11 protein-coding genes and 1 pseudogene are annotated in these 16,000 nt (G+C 57.4%); 5 read left to right on the top strand and 7 right to left on the bottom strand.

Annotated elements, in window-relative coordinates; genetic code table 11:
- Window positions 1-96 precede the first annotated feature (96 nt).
- Together RGV06_RS07425 and RGV06_RS07420 are read left to right on the top strand one after the other, a co-directional pair.
- Window positions 97-2,415: a fimbria/pilus outer membrane usher protein gene (locus RGV06_RS07425; protein WP_322149731.1), complete on the top strand. Its 2,319-nt coding sequence runs from the start codon at window positions 97-99 to the stop codon at window positions 2,413-2,415.
- On the top strand, window positions 2,412-3,362 hold the full coding sequence (locus RGV06_RS07420) for a spore coat U domain-containing protein (RefSeq protein ID WP_322149730.1): 951 nt from the start codon (window positions 2,412-2,414) through the stop codon (window positions 3,360-3,362). Before RGV06_RS07425 ends, RGV06_RS07420 begins: the two co-directional genes overlap by 4 nt.
- Here the strand turns inward: RGV06_RS07420 and RGV06_RS07415 are convergent.
- Window positions 3,359-4,510, bottom strand: coding sequence for a M14-type cytosolic carboxypeptidase (locus RGV06_RS07415; protein ID WP_019828374.1), 1,152 nt, complete (start codon window positions 4,508-4,510; stop codon window positions 3,359-3,361). The two genes, RGV06_RS07420 and RGV06_RS07415, sit on opposite strands and share 4 nt — an antisense overlap.
- Before the next feature lie 536 nt (window positions 4,511-5,046).
- Window positions 5,047-5,514 (bottom strand): Lrp/AsnC family transcriptional regulator, encoded by a 468-nt coding sequence (locus tag RGV06_RS07410; protein ID WP_019828373.1) that lies wholly within the window; start codon window positions 5,512-5,514, stop codon window positions 5,047-5,049.
- Window positions 5,515-5,698: 184 nt separating this feature from the next.
- On the opposite strand from RGV06_RS07410, the gene RGV06_RS07405 reads away from it, so the two are divergent.
- Window positions 5,699-6,751, top strand: coding sequence for a Glu/Leu/Phe/Val dehydrogenase dimerization domain-containing protein (locus RGV06_RS07405; protein ID WP_019828372.1), 1,053 nt, complete (start codon window positions 5,699-5,701; stop codon window positions 6,749-6,751).
- A 49-nt stretch (window positions 6,752-6,800) separates the two neighbouring features.
- Here the strand turns inward: RGV06_RS07405 and RGV06_RS07400 are convergent, their stop codons facing one another.
- Window positions 6,801-7,148 (bottom strand): DUF6124 family protein, encoded by a 348-nt coding sequence (locus RGV06_RS07400; RefSeq protein WP_046810839.1) that lies wholly within the window; start codon window positions 7,146-7,148, stop codon window positions 6,801-6,803.
- Window positions 7,149-7,277: 129 nt separating this feature from the next.
- Between RGV06_RS07400 and RGV06_RS07395 the strand changes: the two genes are divergently transcribed.
- A complete protein-coding gene (locus tag RGV06_RS07395; RefSeq protein WP_019828370.1) occupies window positions 7,278-7,940 on the top strand; it encodes a LexA family protein in 663 nt (220 codons plus the stop codon).
- 57 nt (window positions 7,941-7,997) lie between these two features.
- On the opposite strand, the gene RGV06_RS07390 is transcribed toward RGV06_RS07395, so the two are convergent.
- The 4 genes and pseudogenes from RGV06_RS07390 to RGV06_RS07375 form a co-directional block, all read right to left on the bottom strand.
- Window positions 7,998-9,938: an acetyl/propionyl/methylcrotonyl-CoA carboxylase subunit alpha gene (locus tag RGV06_RS07390; protein WP_322149727.1), complete on the bottom strand. Its 1,941-nt coding sequence runs from the start codon at window positions 9,936-9,938 to the stop codon at window positions 7,998-8,000.
- Complete coding sequence (locus RGV06_RS07385) at window positions 9,935-10,753, bottom strand: gamma-carboxygeranoyl-CoA hydratase (RefSeq protein WP_048351694.1); 819 nt, start codon at window positions 10,751-10,753, stop codon at window positions 9,935-9,937. The genes RGV06_RS07390 and RGV06_RS07385 overlap by 4 nt, the downstream gene beginning before the upstream one ends.
- Before the next feature lie 28 nt (window positions 10,754-10,781).
- Window positions 10,782-12,388, bottom strand: a pseudogene (locus RGV06_RS07380) (carboxyl transferase domain-containing protein).
- A gap of 11 nt (window positions 12,389-12,399) precedes the next feature.
- Window positions 12,400-13,563 carry an isovaleryl-CoA dehydrogenase gene (locus tag RGV06_RS07375; protein WP_019828366.1) on the bottom strand — a complete coding sequence of 388 codons (1,164 nt, stop codon included), beginning with the start codon at window positions 13,561-13,563 and terminating at the stop codon, window positions 12,400-12,402.
- A gap of 204 nt (window positions 13,564-13,767) precedes the next feature.
- Here RGV06_RS07375 and RGV06_RS07370 point away from each other — a divergent pair, with 204 nt between their 5' ends.
- On the top strand, window positions 13,768-15,450 hold the full coding sequence (locus tag RGV06_RS07370) for an AMP-binding protein (RefSeq protein ID WP_322149726.1): 1,683 nt from the start codon (window positions 13,768-13,770) through the stop codon (window positions 15,448-15,450).
- Window positions 15,451-16,000: the final 550 nt, after the last annotated feature.

Here is a 16,000-nt window from a genome sequence, read left to right as displayed (position 1 = left end):
GCATGCTCGCCCGGCATTCAAGGTTGTTGCGCAGGGGGGAAGTGGTAGCAAGGAGCGGCCATTGAAAGCTTGGGCGTGGAAGTGAGGAGGTCCCTGGTGTGCGTCTGCATCGGTCTGTGCAGTGCGCTCTGGGGTCCATCGACTGAGGCAGGTGAATTGCCGCCACCTCCCGCCAGCATGGAGGCTGTTGCCGATGCCCAGCTCTATCTGGAACTGGTGGTTAACCAAATGAACACAGGACGCCTGGTGCAGGTGCAGCAGCGTGCAGGTCAACTGTATCTGCAAGCGAGTGTGCTACAGGAGGCCGGGATACACCTGCCCCTCACACCACCAGAGGAAGTAGGCCTGGACAGTGTGCCGGGCTTGCACAGTGAGTACGACATACAGGGCCAGCGCCTGTTGCTGGATGTGCCGCCCGACTGGTTGCCCGAGCAAGTGCTGGGGCGCTCGACCTTGCCGCACAGCGAGGCCGTCAGCAGCTTTGGTGCGTTGTTCAACTACGATGCCTACCTCAATGACACCGATGATGCGGGCTCTTATCTGGCCGTCTGGAACGAAGTTCGGGTGTTTGACAGTTGGGGCACGTTGTCCAGTACCGGGCAATACCGGCGCAATATCGTTACCTCAGGGCAAACCTCGCTGGACAGCGGCTATCTGCGCTATGACACCACCTGGCGCTTTTCTGACGATGAACGAATGCTCACCTACGAGGCTGGCGACCTGATCAGTGGCGCCTTGCCCTGGACCAGTGCCCTACGCATGGGCGGTGTGCAGCTGTCCCGGGATTTTGGTGTGCGCCCCGATCTGGTGACTTATCCATTGCCGCAGTTTTCCGGAGAGGCGGCGGTGCCGTCGTCGGTAGATCTGTTTATCAATGGCTACAAGTCTTCCAGTGAAAACTTGCAGCCGGGGCCCTACACCCTGACTAACGTCCCTTTTATCAATGGTGCCGGTGAGGCGGTGGTGGTGACCACTGATGCGCTGGGGCGGCAGGTTTCTACCAGCGTACCGTTTTATGTGACCAGTACCTTGCTGCAGCAAGGCTTGAGTGACTTTAGTGTCTCGGCGGGCAGTGTGCGTCGGGGCTACGGGATTGAAAATTTTGCCTACGGCCCTGCTGTGTCATCGGGTAGCTTGCGTTATGGCCTGACCAACAATGTGACGCTTGAAAGCCATCTTGAAGCCTCGGACTCGCTGACCCTGGGCGGGGTGGGGGGCAACCTCAAGCTGGGCAACTTTGGTGTGCTCAACAGCGCTGTGAGTCAAAGCCAGCTCGATGGTCGCAGCGGCCGACAGGTGAGCCTGGGCTATCAGTACAGCTCGCAAGGTGTGAGCTTTGCCTATCAACGCTTGCAACGGTTTGACGACTACGCCGACCTGACGGTCATCGACACTGACTACATCAGCCTCAGCCGACGCAGCGAGCAAGTAACTCTGGCCGTGGATCTGGATCGTTTCGGGAGTCTGGGGGCCGGGTATTTCGATGTGGTGGCCGCCGATGCTACACGCACGCGCCTGCTCAACTTGAGCTGGAGCACGCCGCTGTGGTTCAGCAGCAGCTTGTATGTCTCGGCCAACCGTGAATTGGGCGACAGCAACTGGGCGATGCAGGCGCAGATCGTGGTGCCCTTTGATCTGCGCGGCAACTTCAGTTTTGGCACCGAGCGCAGCAGTTCGGGGGTGACGCAACAACGGGTCAACTACAGCCGTAGCGTCCCGACCCAGGGGGGTGTTGGTTTCAATCTGGGCTATGCCCAGGGTGATGCGCCGGCGTACCGCCAGGCCGATCTGACCTGGCGGCTGCAATCGGTGCAGTTGCAGGCAGGAGTGTATGGCACGTCGGATCAGCAGACACGCTGGGCAGATGCCAGCGGCTCGCTGGTATGGATGGACGGACAAACATTCGCCGCCAACCGCATCGACGATGCTTTTGTGGTCGTCAGTACCGGCGGTTTTCCCGATGTAGGCGTGCGTTACGAAAACCAGTGGATCGGCAATACCGACAAGAACGGTCACTTGCTGGTGCCCTGGAGCAGCGCTTATTACCGCGGTAAATACGAGATTGATCCGCTGAACCTGGCAGCCAATATCCTCAGCCCCAATGTTGAGCAGCGCGTGGCTGTACGCCGGGGCAGCGGTTATTTACTGGAGTTCCAGTTGAGCCGGGTGGCGGCTGCCAGCGTGCATCTGGTTGATGCCCGGCAACAGGATCTGGCGCTGGGCAGTGCGGTATTGAACGAGCAAAACGGCTCTCGTGCGGTCGTGGGCTGGGACGGGCTGGTGTACCTGGAAAACCTGGCGGCGCAGAACTCGCTGCAGGTGATCATGCCCGACGGCCAGTCGTGCAAGGCGCAGTTTGGATTGCCGCCAGAGACGGACCAGGTACCCTTGATTGAGGGAGTGGTGTGCCAATGAAGTGTGCAATCGGGTTGGGACTGTTGTGCTGTTTGGCAGCGTTCGAAGCCAAAGCCGGCTGCACTGTTGCGGGGGTCGCCAGCCCGGCCAGTTATGGCCCGATCAGCTCGACTCTGGTACGCACTGCGGCTCAAAGCACGTCATCCTCCAATGCGGGCCTGACCTGCACCGCCGGGGGGATTTCGCTGCTCGGTGAAGCGTATTTCAAGGCCACGATCACGTCCTCCAACTCCGGCATGGTTGGCCCCACCGGGGATGTTATTGCTTACACCATTTATGCGAGTAACAGCATCGCGAAGCCCATCACCCGTGGCCAGGCATTCGACTTTTCCAGCAATGGTCTACTGGGTGCTACGGCCCCCAGTATGATCCCGTTGTACTTCACCACCGCAGCCAACAACGTGGCGGCTGGCGTCTACACCGAAACCCTGAATGTTCGCTGGGACTGGTCCTACTGCACCGGGCTGGGAGTGTTGGGGATTTGCCTGGGATATGACACGGGCTCCAACAAGATCAGCACCCTGACAGTGAGCATGACGGTGGCCAACGACTGCACCATCAGCGCACCCTCGATCAGTTTTGGCAGCGCACCGGTGGTCAGCGCGTTTTCAACAGTAAGCCAGACCGTCAGTGTCAACTGCACCAAGGGCAGTGCCTATACGGTCGGTTTGGGCGATGGCACGCACCCCGTCAGCGTGGGAGGGAGGCGGCAGATGATGTCCGGCGGCAACTATTTGGCCTACGACATTTTTCAGAGTGCCGGCACTACCCGCTGGGGCAGCGTTGGCGCTGCCCGGCGTGCAAGTACGACTGCCGAGGTCAATCCCGGAACCGGCTTGGGCAGCGGCAGTCAGATTTTCAACTACAACGCCAGGATCTATACCGATCAGGCCACGCCGCCAGCCGGTAACTACTCCGACAGCGTGGTGCTGGACGTGAGTTTTTAACGCAGTTCCTTGACCATGGCCGACAGGGTGGTCAGCACGTCCTTGGCCAACTGCTTTGAGCGTTTACCATCCCAGCCGGTCTGGGGGTTCGGCGCATCGTCGTTGTCCTTGAACGGCATCTCAAGGGTCAATGACAAGCAGTCAAAGCGCTGGCCGACGCTGTTACAGGCCAGGGTCATATTGGCTTGTCCGGGTTCGTCACGGGTGTAGCCATGGGTGGTCTGAAAATCTTTGGTCAGGCCGCTGAGGTGACTACGAAAACGCTCATCTAGGGTCGCCAGGCGTGGGGTGTAGCCAGGATTGCCTTCGCAGCCTGCCGTGAACACATAGGGGATTTCTTCGTCGCCGTGGATATCCAGAAACAGGTCAACGCCGTAGTGAGTCATTTGCTCCAGGGCAAAGAACACTTCAGGACTGATCTGGGGGCTGGTGTTTTGCCAGGCCCGGTTCAGGTCCTGGCCGTTGGCATTGGTGCGCAAGTGCCCGTGAAACGCGCCGTCCGGGTTCATGTTCGGGATCAGGTACAAGTCGGCAAAGTCCAGTAGCTTGCGCATCTGTGGATCGCTGCCCTGTTCCAGGCGTTCGAAGATTCCTTCCATAAACCATTCGGCCATGTGTTCGCCCGGGTGCTGCTGGGCGATGATCCAGATCTTGCGCTTGTGGCTGGCGCCGTTGCCTTTGCGCAGCAACTGGATATCGCGACCCTCGGCACTTTTGCCGGTGGCCAGCAATTGGCAACCTGACCACTGTAAGGCGTTTTTGATCAACTGATCGTGGCGTTCGCGGCTATAGGGTTCGAAGTAGGCAAACCAGGCTTGAGGCTGTTCGGCGGCAAGGTGAACGTTCAGCGATGTACCGTCGAATTCGCTCGGGACCCGGAACCAGTTTTCTTGATCGTATGAAGCCACCGCTTGATAGCCATCCCATGCCTTGTTGTAGGAAGACTGGCCGGCATTGCTCAATTGAAAGTGGTGAGTGTGCCCCGGGGTCAGGCCATCGGCCTTGAAGTGGAACCACTGAAAGTGTGGGCTCTTGGTATCCGGCCTGATGGCCAGTTTTACCTGCAGCGGGTTGCTGGCATCCAGCACCTGGATATTGCCGCTGTCGAAGTCGCTGCTGATATGAAGTGAAGAGGGCGCCACAGTCATCGTCAAAATCCCGAAATCTGATAATTGTGGGCGTTACTGTACATCGCTATGGCTATAGGCCAATACGGAATTTTGGACAATAAGTTGAAGGAAAAAGCGAAGGGGGGCGTCGTCCTTGACGCTGCGCAAGTGTAGGGTTTTTGCGATTGATTCTCAAGTGCTAGATTGCCATTACGGCCATAGTCCAGGACTTCAGGCTTCCGTTTCCCGATGTTCTTTTGCTATCATCGTCGGCATCGTAGCGGTCACCGAAAAAACCGGCCGCACACAAGACTTCATTAGCCTGAAGCACGCAGAGCCAGATAACTGGCCGCAAAAAAAAGACCCGGCTAGAAGCCGGGTCAAATAACCGTGATTAGCCTGATGAGGAGGTAATTCAAAAGACCGACCTAAGGTCCTTTGAATTATCGACTGATCTCGCGACCAGCTGCATGCAATAGTAATCATTATCATTTGCAAAGCAAGTATTTTCCCGCGCTTTTTGGAAATTAAATTTCCTTATCCCATCCCAAGGCTCTATCTCGCGACCTTTACCCCTAGTCCAGCAGCAATTCAGTGGTGCGTTTGACTTCACTCATGGCGATATTCGAGTGGGCTTCCTGGACGTGCGGCTTCTGTAACAAGTGATCGCGCAAAAAACGTTCATAACTGTCTATGTCGTGGGTAACCACTTTCAGCAAATAGTCCATGTCGCCTGCCATCGTGTAGCACTCGATCACCTCGGGGTAATCGGTGATCGCTTCTTCAAACTCGGTCAGGTGACGTCGTCCATGTCCGGATAGCCGCACATTGACGAACACCACCACATTGAGCCCAAGCTTTTTCGGATTGAGCAGGGCGACCTTTCGCTCGATTACGCCTTCCTCTTGCAATCGATGGATGCGACGCCAACAGGGCGATTGCGACAACTCCACGTGTTCCGCCACTTCGGCGGCAGACAGGTCGGCGTTGTGTTGCAGCAGGCGAAGAATCTTACGGTCAATAGCGCTTAATTTAATCTGCATGAATTGATCTGATTTCTTATTTTTTTTGAACGATTCATGCAGATTAGCAGAAGAAATCCTACAAATTAGAAAGAAAAATCCTAGGCAAAACCTTCACTCTTTTGCTTCGCACCCCTGCGTTGGGTCAGATACTGACTTCTCGGTCTGACTCGTTTCCCAGGCTAATAACAAGAGAGAGAATGCAATGCCGATTTTTACTCACCCCGAATTCGATCATCACGAACAGGTCCAGTTCTGCCATGACAAGGCCACTGGCCTCAAAGCCATCATTGCGGTGCACAACACCCGTCTTGGCCCTGCTCTGGGCGGGTGCCGCATGTGGCCCTACGCCGATGAGCAGCAAGCCTTGAACGATGTATTGCGCCTGTCCCGTGGCATGACTTACAAATCGGCGCTGGCCGGGTTGCCGTTGGGCGGGGGCAAGGCGGTGATCATTGGTGATCCGCGCAAGGACAAGAACGAAGCGCTGTTCCAGGCCATGGGTGGTTTTGTCGAAAGCATGGGTGGGCGTTACATCACGGCTGCTGACTCGGGCACCGGGGTCACCGAAATGGCTCTTATGGGCCAGCGCACTCGTCATGTAGTGGGTGCTGGCACGCGTGAGCAGCTGGGGGGCGGTACCCGTAGCGGTGATCCGTCTCCTGCAACGGCGCTCGGGGTGTTTATCGGTTTGCGTGAAGCGGTCTTGCAACGTCTTGGCCGCAGTGACCTGACGGGGCTGCGTGTGGCCGTACAGGGGCTTGGGCAAGTGGGCTTCAACCTCGCCCGGCAATTGAAGGAGGCGGGGGCTGAGCTGTGGGTCCACGATATTCAGGAGGCCAACGTGCGTCGCGCAGTTGACGAGCTGGGCGCTCACGCAGTGACAGCACAAGACATTTACGGGCTGGACGTCGATGTGTTCTCGCCTTGCGCGCTGGGCGCAATCATCAATGATGAAACCTTGCAGTTACTGCGTGCGCCAGTCATTGCCGGTGCTGCCAACAATCAACTGGCCAAAGCCTCACATGCCGATGAGCTGTGGCGTCGGGGCTGTCTGCATGCACCGGATTATGCGATCAACGCGGGCGGTATTATTGACGTGTCCTACGAGTACAACGGAGGCACGCCCGAGCAGGTTCGTCAGCACGTGGAAGGCATTGGAGAAACTCTGCGTCAGATCTTTCTAAGGGCCAAAGCCGAGGATCAGAACACCACGCGCATCGCCGATAGCCTCGCACACGAACGTCTCAACGCTTGATGAGAAAGGCGCGGGTGTCAGTATCGGGCAGCCGGCGCCTGCTCTTGCATCAATGGGCCGCCAGTTGCTGCACATCGATCGCCCTGTCCACCAGTTGCTTGGATGATTCGATGAAGAACAGGAGGCTCATCAGCAGGTCACGCTGAGGTCCTTGCTGATGTTCGGCGGCGCCTTGAGCGCTGGCAATTGCACATCGCAGATAATCTGACGCATGGACCAAGGCTTCTTCCTGGCTCACGTCACTGCTCACCAGGAACACTTTTTTTTCAACCGTGTGCTGAGAAACAGATGGTTTCAAATAATAGTCCAGCGCACGTTGAGTCGCGACGGTGTCCTTTAAGGATTCGAGCTCGGAATCGGACTCGTTTTTCTGCGGGGTTTTTGTAATTGGAGTCATGGTTTGCCTGCGTTTCAGGAATTTATCGAATCAGCCAACCAATATTAGTACAGTAAGTATTTTCATATTCAAGTTAAATAATACAATGTGTGTATTGTTGAGTCGAATTCAATCCGTATTGTTCGGCAGATGGATAAATGGATCGCTTTAGTCAGAACCAAATTGCGCGAACTAAAACTCACGCAAGAAAAACTAGCCGAACGCGTCGGGGCTTCCCAGGGCGGAGTCGGCCATTGGCTCAATAAACGCCGCCAACCCGACTTGCCGACGATGAACAACGTGTTGCATGCCCTTGGGCTCGAGCACCTTGAAGTCGCGCTGGTAATTCGTGAGCGCAGTGACGCAGGCGACAAGCCTGGCGCTGACGAATACACCTACGAGATCACCTCGGCATTCCGCTATCCGGTGAGAGACTGGGTCACGGCAGGTCAGGTCAGCGAGAAGCTGCAGGCTGGCTATGCTGCACCGCCCGGCACGATATTTGAGGTGAGTGATCACTACGCCAAAGGGGCTGCGTTCTGGTTGCAGGTGACGGGTGATGCCATGACCGCTCCGGTGGGGGTCAGCATCGCGCAAGGGATGATGATTCTGGTCGACCCGGACATTGAGGCCACGCCAGGCAAAATGGTCATAGCCCTGACACCGGAGTCAGAGGCGAGCACATTTCGGCAATTGATCGAAGAGAGCGGTCAACGTTACCTGAAGCCACTTAACCCGACCTATCCTAAGACCCTGTTTGATGAAAACTGCCGGATCATCGGGGTAGTGGTACAGGCGACAGTCAAGTTTTAGAGGTGTATTTCAAATGCTGTAGTAAAGGCGGATACCGATGTCGGTATCCGCCTTTTTTCATTCAAGTTCGACCAGCGCAGCCCCTTCACTGACCATTTCGCCTTCCTGGAAGAACAAGGCTTTCACCACGCCCGCATGGGGCGCCCGCAGACTGTGTTCCATCTTCATGGCTTCAAGAACCACCAGTTGAGCGCCAGCCTCGACGGTTTGTCCGATTTCAACCAGCACTCGCACGATACTGCCATTCATGGGCGCTGTGAGGCCGCCCTGGGCCGTGTGACTGGCATCCACGGCACTGATCGGGTCGTGCAGGCGCACGCAGTGCAGCTCACCGTTCCACCGCAGGTAAAGCGCATCTGCCCGGCGAACGGCCAAGTGCTGACGCCTTACTCCGCCCGCTTCGATGACTAGCTGTTCATTACACAAGGTGGCGGCGTTACCACTTGGATGGATGACCTGTTGCTCGCCATTACAGGCCAATGCCAGCAAGGTTTGGGCGGGTAGGCCGGTACGAAAGCCGTTGCGTGCGGACCAGGGTGACGCCGGGTCATCGTCGCGTACTCGTGGGGGCTGACTCTGATTAAAGGCTTCAGCGGCTGCCGACCAGAAGGCTGCAGGCAGCGGCTGTGCAGCAGGCAGCAATTGATCCTCGTAGCGCGGGATAAACCCGGTATCGAGTTCAGCTGCGGCGAAGGCGGGATGAGCAATGATACGACGCAAAAAGCTCAGGTTGGTTTTCAGGCCACCTATGGCAAATTCATCGAGCATCGCCAGCAACCGTAAGCGGGCCTGCTCCCTGTCTTCTCCCCAGGCAATCAGTTTGCCCAGCATCGGGTCGTAAAACGGTGAAACCTCGTCACCCTCGCTGACGCCACTGTCCACGCGTCTTCCCGGGCCGGCAGCCGACTCGCGATACACCTCAAGGCGTCCGGTTTGCGGAAGAAAGTCATTGCTTGGGTCTTCCGCGTACAGGCGCACCTCGATGGCGTGGCCGTGTAAAGGCACTTGCGCCTGGGTCATGGGCAGCGCTTCACCACGGGCCACACGGATTTGCCAGGCCACCAGATCCAGCCCGGTAATGGCTTCGGTGACCGGATGCTCAACCTGCAAGCGCGTGTTCATCTCCATAAAGAAGAACTCGCCTCGCGCATCCAGCAAAAACTCTACGGTGCCTGCACCCACATAGCCGATAGCCTGTGCCGCTCTCACGGCAGACTCACCCATGGCCTGGCGCTGCTCGACGCTCAGGCCCGGTGCTGGCGCTTCTTCCACGACCTTCTGGTGGCGACGCTGAATCGAGCAGTCACGCTCATTGAGATACAGGCAGTTGCCGTGTTGGTCGGCAAAAATCTGTATTTCCACATGACGGGGTTTGAGCACGTACTTTTCAACCAGCATCCGCGCATCGCCAAAAGATGACAGTGCTTCACGCTGCGCCGAGGCCAGTGCCTGCGCCAGCTGGCTGACCTCCTCGACGACTTTCATGCCTTTGCCGCCACCCCCCGCCGTGGCTTTGAGCAGCACTGGATAGCCGATGCGCTCTGCCGCCACACGAAAGGTTTCCAGGTCCTGATCTGCGCCGTGATAGCCCGGCACCAAGGGTACGCCTGCGACTTCCATCAAGGCCTTGGCCGCAGACTTGCTGCCCATCGCATCAATGGCACTGGCCGGCGGGCCGAGAAAAATCAGTCCGGCCGCTTCAATGGCGCGGGCAAAGCCTGCGTTTTCCGACAAAAAACCGTAGCCGGGGTGAATGGCCTGAGCCCCGCTGGTCTTCGCCGCTGCGATGATCTTGTCGATTTTCAGGTAGCTGTCGGCGGCTTTGCTCCCCCCCAGGTCCACACAGATATCAGCTTCGCGGCAATGCCGCGCATCGAGGTCGGTAGTGCTGTGGACGGCGACGGTTGTGAGGCCCATCGCTTTGGCCGTGCGCATGACCCGACAGGCGATCTCGCCACGGTTGGCGACCAGCACAGAGGTAATACCAGAGGCGGTCATGGGCGCGGCTCCTGAGTCGTTGGATTGGCTTGCCAACTGGGAGCACGCTTTTGCAGAAAGGCACGCAAGCCTTCCTGGCCTTCAGGGCTGACCCGAATCCGTGCAATGGCGTTTTCGCAGTAGCGGCGAATGGCTAGAGTCGGTGCGCCATGACTGACTTCGCGCAGCAGGTCCTTGCAGGAACGCATGGCGTGCGGACTGTTAAGCAGCAGGTTTTCGATCCAGTGGTCGATGTGCTGCTCAAGCTCGGCGATGGGGTAGCATTCTGACAGCAAGCCCAGCTCGCGGGCACGATGGCCACTGAAGCGTTCGGCGGTCAGGGCGTAGCGCCGCGCCGCACGTTCACCGATGGCTTGCACCACAAAGGGACTGATCACGGCAGGCGCCAGGCCGATGCGTACTTCAGACAAACAGAACTGCGCGTCATCCGCGCCGATGGCCATGTCGCAGGCGCTGATCAGGCCCAGCGCTCCGCCGTAGGCCGCACCTTGCACAACGGCCAGGGTGGGCATTTTCAGTTTGGCAAGGTTGTACATCAATTCGGCCAGATGGCGGGCGTCGTCGAGATTGGTGTGATAGTCGAGCTCGGCCGATTGCTGCATCCAGGCCAGATCGGCGCCTGCGCTGAAATGTTTGCCACGCCCGCGCAGAACCAAAAAGCGCAGGGTCGGATCCGATTGCACGGCATCCAGAGCAAGAATCAGCTCACGGATCATCTCGGCGTTGAAAGCGTTGTTCTTTTGCTCACGGCTCAACCACAGGGTGGCAAAACCCCGGGGATCGGTGTGCAGTTCGAGCGTGTTGAAATCGATCATGTTTGTCAGTCCTTTAAGAGGCGAGGGCTTACATCCGGAACACGCCAAAGCGTGTGGCATCAATCGGAGCATTGAGTGCCGCCGACAAGCCCAGCGCCAAGACGTCGCGGGTTTGCGCCGGGTCGATCACGCCGTCATCCCACAACCGAGCGCTGGAGTAGTAGGGGTGGCCCTGGTGTTCGTACTGGTCAAGAATCGGCTGTTTGATCTCGGCCTCGTCCAGTGCCGAGAACGCCACACCATTGCGCTCAGCCTGTTCACGTTTGACCTGTACCAGCACGCCCGCCGCCTGTTCGGCACCCATCACGCCAATTCGGGCGTTTGGCCACATCCACAGAAAGCGCGGATCGTAGGCGCGGCCACACATCCCGTAGTTACCGGCCCCGAAACTGCCGCCGATGATCACGGTGAACTTCGGTACCTTGGCGCATGCGACGGCAGTGACCAATTTGGCCCCGTGCTTGGCAATGCCCCCGGCTTCGTACTTTTGACCGACCATAAAGCCTGTAATGTTTTGCAGAAAGATCAACGGAATACCGCGCTGGCACGCCAGCTCAATAAAGTGCGCGCCTTTTTGTGCGGCCTCTGCAAACAGAATCCCGTTGTTGGCCAGAATCGCCACCGGATAGCCGTGCAAATGCGCAAAGCCGCACACCAGCGTGGTGCCGAACAGGGCCTTGAATTCATCGAGCACCGACCCGTCCACCAGTCGGGCAATCACTTCACGCACATCAAAAGGCTGTTTGGCATCGGCCGGAACGATGCCGTACAACTCGTCACGGCCATACAGCGGGGCTAGCGCAGTTCGCTGTTGCAGTTGGCCCAGCTTGCGCCAGTTGAGGTTGGCGACGCTGCGCCTGGCCAGCGCCAGCGCATGTTCGTCGCTGTCGGCGTAATGATCGGCGACCCCTGAAATCTTGCAATGCACATCGGCGCCGCCCAAATCTTCGGCGCTGACGACTTCACCCGTGGCAGCCTTAACCAACGGCGGGCCGGCCAGAAAGATGGTCGCCTGCTGACGTACCATGATGGCTTCGTCGGCCATGGCGGGCACATAAGCCCCCCCAGCCGTGCACGAGCCCATGACTACGGCAATTTGCGGGATACCCGCCGCGCTCATGTTCGCCTGATTGAAAAAGATGCGTCCAAAGTGCTCGCGGTCCGGGAACACTTCATCCTGGCGCGGCAGGTTGGCACCACCGGAGTCCACCAGATAAATGCAGGGCAAGCGGTTCTGCTCGGCGATGGTTTGCGCCCGCAGGTGTTTTTTGACCGTCAGCGGATAGTACGAGCCGCCTTTGACAGTGGCATCGTTGGCCACAATCATGCATTCCACGCCTTCTACCCGACCAATACCGGCGATTATTCCGGCAGCCGGGACGTCTTCGCCGTACACGTTGTAAGCCGCCAACTGACTCAGCTCCAGAAAGGGCGAACCGCTGTCCAGCAGGCGATCTATACGCTCGCGTGGCAGCAACTTGCCCCGTGAAGTGTGCCGTTCCTGCGCCTTGGCCCCGCCCCCTGTTGCACCTGCTCAAGCAGGGCATGCAAGGCATTGACCTGCTTGAGCATGGCGTCACGGTTGATACTGAACTCGGCCGAGCGCGGGTTGATCGTCGTATGCAAGATGGACATGCCTACGCTCCTTATCGAGTTTCGTTGAAGAGTTCACGACCAATCAGCATGCGTCGGATTTCGCTGGTGCCAGCGCCGATTTCATACAGCTTGGCGTCACGCAGCAGGCGCCCTGCAGGAAACTCGTTGATGTAACCGTTGCCGCCCAGAATCTGGATCGCATCGAGGGCCATTTGTGTGGCGCGTTCGGCGCTGTACAAAATCACCCCGGCGGCATCCTTGCGTGTGGTTTCACCCCGTTCGCACGCAGCTGCGACGGCATACAGGTAGGCGCGGCTGGCATTGAGCTGGGTGTACATGTCCGCGACCTTGCCCTGGATCAGCTGAAACTCGCCGATGCTCTGGCCGAACTGTTTGCGGTCGTGGATGTACGGCACGATCAGGTCCATGCACGCCTGCATGATCCCGGTAGGCCCACCCGAAAGCACAACGCGTTCGTAGTCCAGGCCGCTCATCAATACCTTGACCCCAGTGTTGAGGGTGCCCAGCAGGTTTTCTTCCGGCACTTCAACATCGTCGAAGAACAGTTCGCTGGTATTGGACCCGCGCATGCCGAGCTTGTCGAAATGGCTGCTTCGGCTGAAGCCTTTCCAGTCACGCTCGACGATAAATGCACTGATCCCGTGTGGGCCCTTTTCCAGATCAGTCTTTGCATAGATTACGTAGGTGCTGGCATCCGGACCGTTGGTGATCCAGGTCTTGCTGCCATTAAGCACAAAGTGGTCGCCGCGCTTGTCGGCGCGCAGCTTCATCGATACCACGTCGGAACCGGCGTTCGGCTCGCTCATGGCCAGTGCGCCGACGTGTTCGCCGCTGATCAGTTTGGGCAGGTACTTGAGTTTTTGTTCGTGGGTGCCGTTGCGGTTGATCTGGTTGACGCACAAATTGGAGTGGGCGCCGTAGGAGAGGGCGACTGACGCCGAACCGCGGCTGATTTCTTCCATCGCCACCACGTGCGCCAAGTAGCTCAGGCCGGTGCCGCCGTACTCTTCAGGGACTGTGATGCCGAGCAAACCCATGTCACCGAACTTGCGCCACATGTCTGCCGGGAACAGGTTGTCCTTGTCGATTTGCGCCGCTCGTGGCGCCAGTTCGGCGGCGACGAAGGCCTGCACCTGATCGCGCAGCATGTCGATGGTTTCGCCCAGGGCGAAGTTCAAAGTCGGGTAGCTCATGTGGCACCTTGATCGTTGTTCTTGTGGAGGCGTTAACAGCGTCGCCATGGATAGCCTTGACGTTAACGTAAACTTGGTGCTTAAAACTGTCAACGACCTTTACGTTAACGTCAACTTAGGCCAGAGTAATTGCAGTTCTTCAAATGAGAGGGCGCACCTGCACGCCTTGCTCATGCTCCCAAAACAATCACAAGAGGAGTTGTCATGAAGCAGCAATCCGTCCCCAGTTACACCCAGGGTTCGCTGGATAAGCCATTGCTGGCCATGACCATCGGCCAGGCCTTCGATCACACCGCCGCGCTCTATCCAGAGGGAGAAGCGCTGGTGGTGCGTCATCAACAGCAACGCTACAACTGGGCGCAATTGGCCCGGGCAGTTGATCTGCATGCCAGGGCTCTGCTGGCTTTGGGTTTGAAGGCAGGGGACCGGCTGGGAGTGTGGGCGCCCAATGGCGCCGAATGGTTTATCAGTCAGTTTGCCAGCGCCAAGATCGGCGTGATTCTGGTCAATATCAACCCGGCGTATCGGCTCTCGGAGCTGGAATACGTACTCACGCAATCGGCGTGTCAGTGGCTTGTGTGTGCGGGCGCGTTCAAGACCTCCAACTATCACGCCATGCTCCTGGAGCTGATTCCGGAGCTGACCGAGCAATCGGTCGGAGCTCTGGATTGTGCGCGTTTCAACGAGTTGCGTGGCGTCATCAGTCTCGATTCTGAACCCCCCGCAGGCTTTCTCCCCTGGTCGCAACTTGCCACATTGGGTGCCGGGGTTACGGCGGATCAACTCCATGCCCGCCAGGCCAGCCTGCACTTCGACCAGCCGGTAAACATTCAGTACACCTCAGGTACGACGGGCTTCCCCAAAGGGGCGACCCTCAGCCACCACAATATTCTCAACAACGGCTACATGGTCGGCGAAAGCCTGGGTTTGACGGCCAGTGATCGTCTGGTCATCCCGGTGCCGCTCTATCACTGCTTCGGCATGGTCATGGGTAATCTGGGGTGTGTAACTCATGGGACCACGATGATCTATCCCAGTGAGGCCTTTGACCCGGGCCTGACTCTGCAAGCGGTGACGGATGAGCGTGCCACTGCGTTGTACGGCGTACCGACCATGTTTATCGCCATGCTTGATCACCCGCAGCGTGCGGGATTTGATCTGTCGAGCCTGCGCACGGGGATCATGGCAGGCGCCACTTGCCCGATAGAGGTGATGCGTCGGGTCATCAGCGAAATGCACATGGGTGAAGTGCAAATTGCATACGGCATGACTGAGACCAGTCCGGTCTCGATTCAGACAGGTCCGGCAGACGAGCTTGAATTACGTGTTACCACAGTGGGGCGTACTCAGCCGCAGCTTGAGAGCAAGCTGATCGACGCTGAGGGCAACACTGTTGCTCGCGGTGACATTGGCGAACTGTGTACTCGGGGCTACAGCGTGATGCTGGGTTACTGGAACAATCCGCAGGCGACCAGCGATGCCATCGACAGCGAAGGCTGGATGCATACCGGTGATCTGGCGCAGATGGATGAGCAGGGATACGTGCGCATTGTGGGGCGCAACAAGGACATGATCATTCGCGGTGGCGAAAACATTTACCCGCGCGAGCTGGAGGAGTTCTTTTTCACTCATCCGGCGGTAGCAGACGTTCAGATAGTGGGTATTCCGGACGCCAGGTATGGCGAGGAAATCGTCGCCTGGATCAAGTTTCATCCCGGCCACACGGCCAATGAACTCGAGCTGCAAACCTGGTGCAAGTCGCGTATTGCGCACTTTAAAACGCCGCGTTACTTCAAATTTGTTGAAGTGTTCCCAATGACCGTAACCGGCAAGATCCAGAAATTCAAAATGCGCGAGATCAGCATTCAGGAATGCGAACAAAAATGACCGGCTTTTGTGGGAGCGAGCCTGCTCGCTCCCACGCGGGCGTAATCTTGAATCGCAGACAACACAAAGGGGAGCCGAGGCTCCCCTTTAATATGTCGTGCATGCTTTTTTTTTATTATTGAAGGGCGGTTTATTGTTGTTTTTGGAACTCACCCTTTGCTGCGTTTTTTTGCGATCCCCATGCGGGATCAAGAGCAAACGTATTTTTTTGAGCGCTGATCCACTTTTATCACGGGCTATCAAACCTGTGATCCAACCTGTGCGGGTGCTACCTGAAGGTAGTTTTATTCTTCTCTGCCCGGTTGCGAGGTGGCTTTTAGGCGCCTCGGAAAAGTAAACCTTCTCCAAAAAAATCTGTTAGCTGCGTCTCTGCCGTGTTGTTTTTGTTATGTCAGAGTCGTTTCGTATTGTTTTTATTATGTTGCTGCGGTTTTTATTCTTGTTATGCCATAGAGATAGCAGGAGCCGTGCCAACTTTTTAAAATCCTTATAAATCAATGGTTTGAGTTTTTAGGCAATAAAAAACCGGCCCTTGGAAAGGCCGGTTTGT

It is taken from the genome of Pseudomonas sp. CCI3.1 (assembly GCF_034313985.1).
GTDB lineage: Bacteria > Pseudomonadota > Gammaproteobacteria > Pseudomonadales > Pseudomonadaceae > Aquipseudomonas > Aquipseudomonas psychrophila.
Note: the sequence above shows the minus strand (reverse complement) of the source record. Positions and strands in the feature narration are given on the sequence as shown.

What these genes read in the sequence shown, in the direction of transcription:
- RGV06_RS07420 (WP_322149730.1), top strand. Translation starts at nt 2,412, where the DNA reads ATGAAGTGTGCAATCGGGTTGGGACTGTTGTGCTGTTTGGCAGCGTTC.
- RGV06_RS07415 (WP_019828374.1), bottom strand. Translation starts at nt 4,510, where the DNA reads ATGACTGTGGCGCCCTCTTCACTTCATATCAGCAGCGACTTCGACAGC.
- RGV06_RS07410 (WP_019828373.1), bottom strand. Translation starts at nt 5,514, where the DNA reads ATGCAGATTAAATTAAGCGCTATTGACCGTAAGATTCTTCGCCTGCTG.
- RGV06_RS07405 (WP_019828372.1), top strand. Translation starts at nt 5,699, where the DNA reads ATGCCGATTTTTACTCACCCCGAATTCGATCATCACGAACAGGTCCAG.
- RGV06_RS07400 (WP_046810839.1), bottom strand. Translation starts at nt 7,148, where the DNA reads ATGACTCCAATTACAAAAACCCCGCAGAAAAACGAGTCCGATTCCGAG.
- RGV06_RS07395 (WP_019828370.1), top strand. Translation starts at nt 7,278, where the DNA reads ATGGATAAATGGATCGCTTTAGTCAGAACCAAATTGCGCGAACTAAAA.
- RGV06_RS07390 (WP_322149727.1), bottom strand. Translation starts at nt 9,938, where the DNA reads ATGACCGCCTCTGGTATTACCTCTGTGCTGGTCGCCAACCGTGGCGAG.
- RGV06_RS07385 (WP_048351694.1), bottom strand. Translation starts at nt 10,753, where the DNA reads ATGATCGATTTCAACACGCTCGAACTGCACACCGATCCCCGGGGTTTT.
- RGV06_RS07375 (WP_019828366.1), bottom strand. Translation starts at nt 13,563, where the DNA reads ATGAGCTACCCGACTTTGAACTTCGCCCTGGGCGAAACCATCGACATG.
- RGV06_RS07370 (WP_322149726.1), top strand. Translation starts at nt 13,768, where the DNA reads ATGAAGCAGCAATCCGTCCCCAGTTACACCCAGGGTTCGCTGGATAAG.